The organism is Aquabacterium sp. UBA2148, assembly GCF_002328915.1.
Classification (GTDB): domain Bacteria; phylum Pseudomonadota; class Gammaproteobacteria; order Burkholderiales; family Burkholderiaceae_C; genus Aquabacterium; species Aquabacterium parvum.
Map to the genome: position 1 here is coordinate 17,975 of NZ_DCXA01000270.1, position 9,081 is coordinate 27,055.

At 66.2% G+C, this 9,081-nt stretch carries 13 protein-coding genes; 3 read left to right on the forward strand and 10 right to left on the reverse strand.

Features of this window, described 5'->3' with window-relative positions; translation table 11 throughout:
• Positions 1-996 (forward strand): sensor domain-containing diguanylate cyclase (locus B2W70_RS15020; protein WP_286746884.1); only part of this gene is annotated, 996 nt, incomplete at its 5' end.
• A gap of 81 nt (positions 997-1,077) precedes the next feature.
• Here B2W70_RS15020 and B2W70_RS15025 read toward each other — a convergent pair.
• Positions 1,078-1,473, reverse strand: a complete 396-nt coding sequence (locus tag B2W70_RS15025) for a signal peptide prediction (RefSeq protein WP_286746885.1) — start codon at positions 1,471-1,473, stop codon at positions 1,078-1,080.
• A gap of 6 nt (positions 1,474-1,479) precedes the next feature.
• On the reverse strand, positions 1,480-1,920 hold the full coding sequence (locus tag B2W70_RS15030; RefSeq protein WP_286746886.1) for a hypothetical protein: 441 nt from the start codon (positions 1,918-1,920) through the stop codon (positions 1,480-1,482).
• A gap of 339 nt (positions 1,921-2,259) precedes the next feature.
• Here B2W70_RS15030 and B2W70_RS15035 point away from each other — a divergent pair, with 339 nt between their 5' ends.
• The gene (locus B2W70_RS15035) at positions 2,260-2,745 is read left to right on the forward strand and encodes a thiol-disulfide oxidoreductase DCC family protein (protein ID WP_286746888.1); all 486 of its coding nucleotides are present in this window, start codon (positions 2,260-2,262) and stop codon (positions 2,743-2,745) included.
• On the opposite strand, the gene B2W70_RS15040 is transcribed toward B2W70_RS15035, so the two are convergent.
• On the reverse strand, positions 2,658-3,569 hold the full coding sequence (locus tag B2W70_RS15040) for a LysR family transcriptional regulator (RefSeq protein WP_286746889.1): 912 nt from the start codon (positions 3,567-3,569) through the stop codon (positions 2,658-2,660). The genes B2W70_RS15035 and B2W70_RS15040 overlap by 88 nt on opposite strands.
• A 141-nt stretch (positions 3,570-3,710) precedes the next feature.
• Here B2W70_RS15040 and B2W70_RS15045 point away from each other — a divergent pair, with 141 nt between their 5' ends.
• On the forward strand, positions 3,711-4,604 hold the full coding sequence (locus tag B2W70_RS15045; RefSeq protein ID WP_286746891.1) for an MBL fold metallo-hydrolase: 894 nt from the start codon (positions 3,711-3,713) through the stop codon (positions 4,602-4,604).
• Here the strand turns inward: B2W70_RS15045 and B2W70_RS15050 are convergent.
• The 7 genes from B2W70_RS15050 to B2W70_RS15080 all read right to left on the reverse strand — a co-directional run.
• Positions 4,579-5,286, reverse strand: a complete 708-nt coding sequence (locus tag B2W70_RS15050; protein WP_286746892.1) for a hypothetical protein — start codon at positions 5,284-5,286, stop codon at positions 4,579-4,581. The two genes, B2W70_RS15045 and B2W70_RS15050, sit on opposite strands and share 26 nt — an antisense overlap.
• A 63-nt stretch (positions 5,287-5,349) precedes the next feature.
• Positions 5,350-5,742, reverse strand: coding sequence for a monovalent cation/H(+) antiporter subunit G (mnhG, locus tag B2W70_RS15055; protein WP_286746894.1), 393 nt, complete (start codon positions 5,740-5,742; stop codon positions 5,350-5,352).
• On the reverse strand, positions 5,739-6,017 hold the full coding sequence (locus B2W70_RS15060) for a K+/H+ antiporter subunit F (protein WP_058087679.1): 279 nt from the start codon (positions 6,015-6,017) through the stop codon (positions 5,739-5,741). The genes mnhG and B2W70_RS15060 overlap by 4 nt, the downstream gene beginning before the upstream one ends.
• On the reverse strand, positions 6,014-6,502 hold the full coding sequence (locus B2W70_RS15065) for a Na+/H+ antiporter subunit E (protein ID WP_286746897.1): 489 nt from the start codon (positions 6,500-6,502) through the stop codon (positions 6,014-6,016). The genes B2W70_RS15060 and B2W70_RS15065 overlap by 4 nt, the downstream gene beginning before the upstream one ends.
• The gene (locus B2W70_RS15070; protein WP_058087677.1) at positions 6,499-8,181 is read right to left on the reverse strand and encodes a monovalent cation/H+ antiporter subunit D; all 1,683 of its coding nucleotides are present in this window, start codon (positions 8,179-8,181) and stop codon (positions 6,499-6,501) included. Before B2W70_RS15070 ends, B2W70_RS15065 begins: the two co-directional genes overlap by 4 nt.
• Complete coding sequence (locus B2W70_RS15075; protein WP_058087676.1) at positions 8,178-8,522, reverse strand: Na+/H+ antiporter subunit C; 345 nt, start codon at positions 8,520-8,522, stop codon at positions 8,178-8,180. Before B2W70_RS15075 ends, B2W70_RS15070 begins: the two co-directional genes overlap by 4 nt.
• A partial coding sequence (locus B2W70_RS15080) for an MnhB domain-containing protein (RefSeq protein WP_286746900.1) occupies positions 8,522-9,081 on the reverse strand: 560 nt, incomplete at its 5' end. The genes B2W70_RS15075 and B2W70_RS15080, both read right to left, overlap by 1 nt.

The window sequence follows — 9,081 nt, forward strand, 5'->3', positions numbered from 1 at the left end:
GAGCCGCTGCTGGAGCTCACGGAAAGCCGATTCGGTTTCATCGGCATCCTCGAGTCAGCAGAAGACGGCAGCGCCGCCCTGCGGGTGCCATCGGTGTCCAACCTGAGCTGGGACACCTCCAGCCACCACTGGCAGCAAAGGCACCTGCACGCGGCCCAGGGGGTGCTTTTCACCGAACTCGACAACCTGTTCGGCTACGTGGTCAAGCACAACACCGTGGTGTGCACCAACGACGCCATCAACCACCCGGGTCAGAACACCAACCCACCCGGCATCCCCTCGCTGCAGGGCTTCATGGGCATCCCCTTGCGCCACGACGGCAAGGTGCTGGGCCTGCTGGCCCTGGGCAATCGCCAGGAAGGCTACGAGCCCGCGATGGTGCAGATGCTGGAGCCGCTGACGCTGACCCTGGGCACCTTGATCCACGCGCGAGCGGTGGAAGAAGAGCGCGCTCGCGTGGAGCGGCAACTGGTGCGCCAGGCCACGGTCGATGCGCTGACCGGGCTGGCCAACCGTCGCCGCTTTTTCGACGTGACCGACAGCCTGCTGGCCCAGTGCCGACGCTACAGCGCACCGGCCACCATCGCGCTGATGGACCTCGATCACTTCAAGCAGGTCAACGACCAGCATGGCCATGCCATGGGCGATGCCGTGCTCAAGGCGTTTGCCGGGGTGCTGCTGGAGGTGCTGCGCGAGAGCGACCTGGCCGCGCGCGTGGGCGGCGAGGAGTTCGCGGTGCTGCTGCCGTCGACGGGCGAGCAGGAAGCGCTCATCCCGCTGGAGCGAATCCGGCAATTGCTGTCAGAGCGCGTGGTGACCCTCGATGGTCATGCGGTCAGCGTGAGCGTGAGCATCGGGCTTTGCGAATGGCGAGAAGGCCTGGCGTCACCCGACGCTTGGCTGGCGCAGGCAGACCAGGCTTTGTATGCAGCCAAGGCCGCAGGGCGCAATCGCTTGTGTGTGGCCAGCAGCCAAGTGGCCTCAGGCCAGCCCTGATGGGGAACCGGCGGCGGCACACGCTGCCGAATCGCCCTGCCGCGCCCACATCGGAGGGAGCCGCCGTGGTGAACGGCCTGGTCAGCGACGTTCTGCGGCCCGCGCCTGGACCTCGAACGGGTTGTCCAGGTAGGGCCTGCGCCCCCGAGCCAGCATCCAGACGCTGGCGGCAGGGTAAGCGATCAACAGGCACACGCCCCATCGCTCGTACTGACGGACGTGCGCGTGTTCGTGCGCACGCAAAGACCGCAGGCACGAGGTGCTGGAGCCGATCACGACATGGCCCAGGGTGATGGCGTCAAACGGCAACTTCTTCAAGCACCTGGTACCGAAGGCGTGGCAGCCATCACGAGGTGCGACCTCGATGACACCCGCCACAACCTGCCATCGCGTGCGGGCGATGAGCGACAGCACCAACGCCAGCGTCAGACCCAGCAAGGAAACGGGCGCGGCCCATGCGTGCGACACGTGCTTCATGGTCTCTCAGCGCAGGCGTGCGGACTCGACGAAACGCCGCGCATAAAGCTCCTGGTTGTATGACGGCTCGGCCGGGAACGTCGCGGCGATCTGGATGTAAGACTCGCCAGCAGGGAAGATGCGAATCAGCATCATGCTGCGCCCATCGGGCAACTTCAGCTTGGCTTCGCGCCCCAGGTAGCCCTTCGTTGCGCCGGGCAGCGACACCCCACTTTGCTCCATCACGGTCCCGCCAGAGGTCTGCACGAGTTGGGCGATGGCCGAATCCAGCGCGTCCTGGGTCTGAACCCGGCGCATCCGCTCCTGCAATGCTTCGGGAATGGCCTGGTGGTTCAACACGTAGTTCACTCCATCGAAGGAGGCCATGTATGCATGCGCCGTCACATCCTCATCGCCAAGTTGTGCCTCCTTGGTTTTGTGCTCGATGGGCCTTGGCATCTGCACCACGATCGATGTGTCCTCGGGCGTGAATTCGCTGAACTCAGGTTTTTTCGCGCACGAAGCCAGGGTCGTGATGGCCAGAGCAGAAAGCAAAAGAGTGATTCGAGTCATGTGATTCGCGTTTTCCTTTTTGTCAGGGGGTCTCGGGCGCGTTCACCATCGATTTTGCTATGGGCGAGATTGCAGGGGAGGTGCATTGACCGTGCCGCAGCCATCCATGGCGCGTGCGGGCATGCGGCCATGGGGCAGTGGTGCCAGGCAAGGCTGGCGCGCCCACAGACCCCAAACTGACGCCACCCCTGCGCCAACCTCCACCCTAAAATTTATTTGATTGCTGGAGTGCCTGTGCCCCAACCTGCCCAACCCGACGAGTTGACCGTCCTGTACGACGGCGCCTGCCCCCTGTGCCGGCGCGAGATGGCGCACGTGCAGGGCCTGGCTGCGCAGCGCCCCGACAGCGCCCTTTGCTTCGTCGACGTCAGTGCAGCCCACAGTAACTTGCCGCCGCAAGAACGCACCCGGCTGTTGGCGCGTTTTCACGTGCAGCTCGCCGACGGCTCCCGACTGGACGGCGCAGCCGCCTTCGTGGCCATGTGGGCGCGCCTGCCCGGTTGGCGCTGGCTGGCGCGCGCAGCCCGCTTGCCCGGCGCACTGTCCGCGCTGGAATGGGCCTACTGCGGCTTCCTGCGGGTGCGCCCGCGCCTGCAGGCCCTGGCCCTGTGGGCAGATGGCAGAGGCTCATCTCAAGGCATCCCCACATCCCAAGGCGCCACCTCCCCCGCAAACCGCTGCGCCAAAAAATCCACCAACAACCTCAAAGCCAAAGGCTGATGCCGCCTCGACAGGTAAATCGCGTGGATGCCCAGCACCTGCGGCTCGTGATCAGGCAGCAACCTCACCAGCCGGCCTGATTGCACGTCGTCGCCCAGGTAGTACGTCGGCAGCATGCCGATGCCCGCGCCACACAGCACCGCGCGGCGCAGCACCGCCGTCTCGTTGGTGTGAAAGCCCCAGCTCACCGGCACCGTCACCACCGCGTCGCCACGCGTGAACCGGTACTGCGGCCCGATGCCCGAGGCGTGCGCGATGCATCGGTGCTGGCGCAGGTCTTCGGCCACGCGCGGGGTGCCGTGGCGGGCCAGGTACTCGGGTGAGGCGCACAGCGCCGAGCGGCAACGCGCCAACTGCCGCGTGATCATGTTGTCGTCCAGGGTGTTGGTGATGCGCACGGCCAGGTCCACGCGCTCGGCCACCAGGTCGGTGGCCTTGTCGCCCACCGACAGCACCACCTCGACCTGCGGGTGCAGGCGCTGGAAGTCCACCAGCGCGGCGGTCAGCTGTGCCTCGGCAAACGAGCCGGCCGTGGTCACGCGCAGCACGCCGGAGGGCTCGCGGCTTCGCTCGGCGGCCAGGTGTTCGGTGTCCTGGGCGATGTCCAGCAGCTGCCGGCACGAGGGCAGCGCGGCCAGGCCAGCGTCGGTCAGGCTGACCTTGCGGGTGGTGCGGTGCAACAGGCGCGCGCCCAACCAGCCCTCCGCCGCCGCCAGGTAGCGGCTGACCATGGCGGCAGACATGTCCAGGTGCTCGGCGGCCTGGGTCAGGCTGCCTCGGTCGGCCACTTCCACGAACACGCGCACGGCGCTCAGGCGGTCCATCGAGTCTCCGTGTTCGGCAGAGGGAAAGGCATTTTCATCGATTCATGCAACAAATCATCAACCGAACCGCACTTTATCAACCAAATCAACATCAATACAGTGGACCCATCGCCTCCAAGGCAGCTTCAACCGGAGTCCCCCATGTTCAAACCCCTCATCGCTCGCCCCGCCCGCCTGCTGTCTGCACTCGCCCTGGGCGTGGTCGCACATTCGGCCGCCGTCGCACAAACCGCTGCGCCGCTCGCGCTCAAGGTTCACAACGCCGACGCCAACAGCTTCCACGTCAACGCCGTGGTGGTCAGTGGCCCGACAGAAGCCGTCGTCATCGACACCGGCTTCACCCGCGCCGATGCGCTGCGCGTGGCGGCCAACGTGCTCGACAGCGGCAAGGCCCTCAAGGCCATCCTGATCAGCAACGCCGACCCCGACTTCTACTTCGGCGCCGAGGTGCTCAAGGCCCAGTTCCCGCAGGCCCAGGTGCTGACCACGCCCGCCGTGCGCGAGAAAATCGCCGCCAAACTGGCTGGCAAGCTGTCGTTCTGGGGGCCGAAGATGGGCTCGAACGCCCCGCGCACGCCCGTCGTGCCCGAGGCCATGCAGGGCACCACGCTGACGGTGGACGGCCAGGCCATCGAGGTGCGCGGCACCACGGGCGAGCTGGCGCACCGGCCTTATGTGTGGATCCCGTCGATCAAGGCGGTGGTGGGCAACATCGCCATCTTCGGTGGGCTGCACGTGTGGACGGCCGACACACAAAAGGCCAGCGAGCGCCAGGCCTGGCTGGCGCAACTCGACGAGATCGCCGCATTGAAGCCCGACACCGTGGTGCCCGGCCACATGCAGGCCGGCACACCTCTGGACGCCAGCAGCATCGCCTACACGCGCAGCTACCTGCAGCGCTTCGAGGCCGAGTCAGCCAAGGCCGCCAACGCCGCCGCGTTGATCCAGGCCATGAAGCAGGCCTACCCGCAAGCGGGCATGGGCCTGGCGCTGGACATCGGCGCCAAGGTCAACAAGGGCGAGATGAAGTGGTGAGGCCGGAGCCGAAGCCGCCCGAACGCCTGCGGTGAACCAGGCCGCACCCTGCCACCCCCACTGCCAGCATCAACCAGGCTTGAGGCTCTGGCACCGACGAAACCGGGGAGCCAGACACGAACAAGCGAAAGCGGTTGGGGGTGTCATCCATCCAGCCCCAGGTCGGGAAGCTGGAGTTGTTGAGGGACATCACCGCGCCATCCGACGTGGTGGCTTCACCCGGTTGCACAAAGGTCAGCGAAGACCTGCCATCGGCACCGAAGAGCCCAGACCCAAACACCAGACCGTACTGGCCCGCTTGCAGCGTGACATCGATGGATGTCTGGGAGTCGACCCCCGAATCCGGCGTGAACACCTTGTAAGCCAACACGCCGTCAAGCTGCGAAAGATCGCCGACGGGCAGGCCATCGCTGCCCAGCTTCACGATGGCACCGAAGACCGCGCCGCCCAGGCCGAAATCAGGGTGATCGGCAAAGTTGTTGAAGTGCCCGCCAATGGCATCCACCTTGGTGGCCTGGCTGATGGCGAACGACGCGCCGATGAACTGGGTGTCGCTGATGCTGGAGCCGGCGCAGCAGGCCCACTTGTCGAACGGACCCGTTGCGGATTGAAAAATGGTGGCGGCGTGAGCGGACGAGGCGACGGCGCAAAGCGCCACCGCGAAACTGGCCAATCGGTTCATGGTTGCTTCTCCCTGACTGCGTGCACCCAGCGTCTCGCCAGTGCACAGGTTTTGATCTGTTTTTTAATTTATCCCAGAAGCCTGCCGAGCTGCAGCGTGATTCCCCTGAGCCGGGGGCCCGGACAGCGGCGCAGGCAATTCCGCCCCGGCGCGCCGCCCTCTGAACAGCCCTACCCGCGCCAGCACCATGGCGCTGACCGGCGCCGTGATGGCCAGCACGATGATGACCAACCAGGCGTGCAGGGCCAGAGAACCTTCGCGGACCGAGAAGTACACGATGAAGGCCAGGGTGACGCTCCATGCCGCCAGCGTTGAAGCCAGCGCCGGTGCGTGCATGCGCGCAAAAAAATCAGGCAGGCGCCAAAGGCCCATCGCGGCCAACAGGACCAGCAAACCACTGAGCAACAGCAGCGCCGCGATCACCACCTCGGCCCACAAGTTCGGGCTCCAGCTCATTCGATGGCCTCCCCGCGCAGCAGGAACTTGGCCATGGCCACCGAGCCCACGAAGCCGAACAACACCATCAGCAACGCACCCTCGAAGTACATGCTGCTTTCAAAGCGAATGGCCAGCACCATCATCACCAGCATGCCCACGATGTAGAGGAAGTCGAGCGCCAGCACGCGGTCCTGCGCACTGGGGCCACGCACCATGCGCATCAGGCCGAAGACCATGGCGATGGCATAGAGCATCAAGGTGATGGAGATGGCGATGGCAAGCAGCGGGCTCATTCAAAGATCTCCTTGAGCGGGCGCTCATAAGTCTGCTTGAAGTGCGCGACAAAGGCGGCTTCATCGGGCACATCGAACACGTGCACGAGCAGGACGCTGTGATCCGCCGCCAGCTCCGACCACACGGTGCCTGGCACCACCGCCGTGATGACGGCCAAGGCAGCCAGGGCGTGCGGATCACGCAACTCAAGCGGCACGGTCACGAAAGCGCTTTGAGGCGGACGGCGCCTGGCTCGCAGCACCCCGAAAGCCACCTGCAGCGCCGAAGCCACGACGTCGACGCCGACCAGCGCGATCAGCCGCAGCAGCACGCCCCAGCGCCGCATCGGCCCGGGAGAAGGACGCAGCGCCGAAAACAGCAGCGGCATCGCCAGGGCGACGACGAACGCCAACAGCAACTGGGCCACAGACAGCGACTGATTGAGCAGCAACCAGCCCCCGAAGATGCCCACAGAAAGCCAGGGTGCAGGCACGATGCGCTTCATGGCTGGGCTCCTGAAGGCGTCAAGACAGCAGGCGCCTGCGCGGACGCATCACCCGACGAGTGCATCGGCTGCAAGGGCCTGGCCGACATCACGGCACCGATGTAGCGCTCCGGGTTGTGCAAGGCATCGGCCGTGTCCCGCGCGTAGCGAAGGGCTGGCTCGCCCCACACCACCAGCATCACCGAAGCGGCCAGCAAGGCACCGATGGGCAAGGTCTCGATGACACGCAGCCTGGGCGAGGCACGATCGGCAGCGCCCCAGAAATGACGGATGCCCACCCGCATGAGCGCCGTGGCCGCGAACAAGCCCGAGACGATGAGGAGCACCAACAGCGCCCAGGCCGGCGTGCTGCCTTGCTGCAGCAGCGCCTGCAACATGGCCAGCTTGGCGACAAAGCCTGAGAAAGGCGGCAGCCCGGCCACCACGCCAGCGCAAATGCCGAACGTCACGCCCAGGAACGCCAGCGCACCCGGTATGGCCCGGCCGATCAGCGCGTCTTCGTTGTCGTCCAGGTTCACGCCCGGTGGTGGCGCGGCATCGAAGAAAGCCGGCAGTCGGTCCTGCCCATCGTCGATCTGCTGCGGGCCCAGCTCCACCTGACGCGAGCGCTCCAGCAACTCGACCAGCATGAACATGGCCCCACCGGCCAGCGTCGAGCTCACCAGGTAGAACAGCGCGCCCGTGCTGAGGGCCGGCGCATCAAACCCGATGGCCGCGATCAGGGTGCCCGACGAAGCGATGACGCTGTAAGCCGCCAGCCGCGCCAGCTGCTGGGACGCCAGCATGCCGATGGCGCCAAACGCCAGCGTGGCCAGACCACCCCAGATCAGCGCACCGCTGCCGAAGTGGGCCGACGCACCCGCGGTCTCGGGAAAGCACAGCGTCCACAGCCGCAGCAACGCGTACACGCCCACCTTGGTGAGGATGGCAAACAACCCCGCCACCGGTGCGCTCGCCGCCGAATAAGCCCCAGGCAGCCAGAAGTTCAGCGGCCACAGGCCCGCCTTGGCCAGGAAGGCAATCGCCAGGATGGCCGCGCCCGTGTGCAACAAGCCCCGGTCGCTGGTGGGCACGGACTGCAGCTTCTGCGCGATGTCGGCCATGTTCAGCGTGCCCGTCACGCCGTACAGCACCGCCACGCCGATCAGGAAGAGCAACGAAGCCATCAGGTTGATGGCGATGTAGTGCAGGCCCGCCTTGACCCGCTTGTTGCCCCCACCGTGCAGCAACAAGCCATAGCTGGCAGCCAGCAGCACCTCGAAGAACACGAACAGGTTGAACAAATCGGCCGTCAGGAAGGCGCCATACAGGCCCATGAGCTGCAGCTGAAACAGCACGTGAAAGTGCACCCCGGCGTGCTGCCAGCGCGCCAGCGCATACAGCAGGGTCGTCAGCCCCAGCGCCCCGGTGAGCACCGCCATCAAGGCCGAGAGGTGATCGGCCACCAGCACAATGCCAAAGGGCACCGGCCAATTGCCTGGCAGGTAGATGCCAAAGGCCGCGGCAGCGTCCTGCTGATTCACCCAGACCAGCAGCGCCACGGCTGCGGCCAGCGTCAACGCCGTCGACAGCACGTTGACCGCTGCCTTGAGCCGACGCCGCCCCTCCCCGGCCCACAGCATCAGCCCGGCCGTCAGCAACGGCAGCAGCACGGGCACCACCACGAGTTCGGCCCTCATGCTTCGTCCTCCTTGCCGTCAACGTGGTCACCGCCACTGAGGCCCCGCAGCGCGAGGATGACCACCAGGAACAGCGCCGTGGTGGCAAAACCGATGACGATGGCCGTGAGCACCAGCGACTGAGGCAGCGGGTCGCTGTAATTGAACAGGTCAGGGCTGATGCCGGGCTTGACGATGGGCTCCTTGTCGGTGGCCAGGCTGCCCACACTGAAGATGAACAGGTTGATGGCATACGCCAGCAACGACAGGCCAATGAGCACCTGAAAAGTACGCGGACGCAGCACCAGCCACACCCCCGATCCCGCCAACACCCCGATGGCCAGGGAAATCACGAGCTCCATCAGTGCGCCTCCCTGGATTGGGTGGCCAGCGCGATGTCGGCCACCTGGGCTGCTTCGGCCTCGATCGTCACGGCTTGCTGCCGACGCGCGCGCATCGACTGGTGGGCCAGCGAGCTCAGCAGCAGGAAGGTCGAACCCACCACCACGGTGAACACGCCCAGATCGAACAGCGCCGCTGACGGCACGTGCACCTCGCCCAGCACCGGCAACTGCAGGTGCGCGGTGTGCGTGGTCAAAAAGGGGTAGCCCAGCGCCAGCGAGCCCAGGCCGGTGGCCAGGGCCACCAGCAGGCCGAAGGCGATCCAGCGCATGGGCCGCAGGCGCAGCCGTGCCTCCACCCAGCGCGTGCCCCCCACCAGGTACTGCGCGATGAAGGCAATGGCCACCACCAGCCCAGCCACGAAACCGCCTCCCGGCTCGTTGTGCCCGCGCATGAACAGGTGAAACGCAAACACCCCTGCCAGCGGCAGCAACAGGCGCACCAGCACGGCGGGCACGGCAAGGTAAGGCGCCACCGCGTGGCCTTCGTCGTCGGGGTCGATCAGGTCAAGGCCCGGAT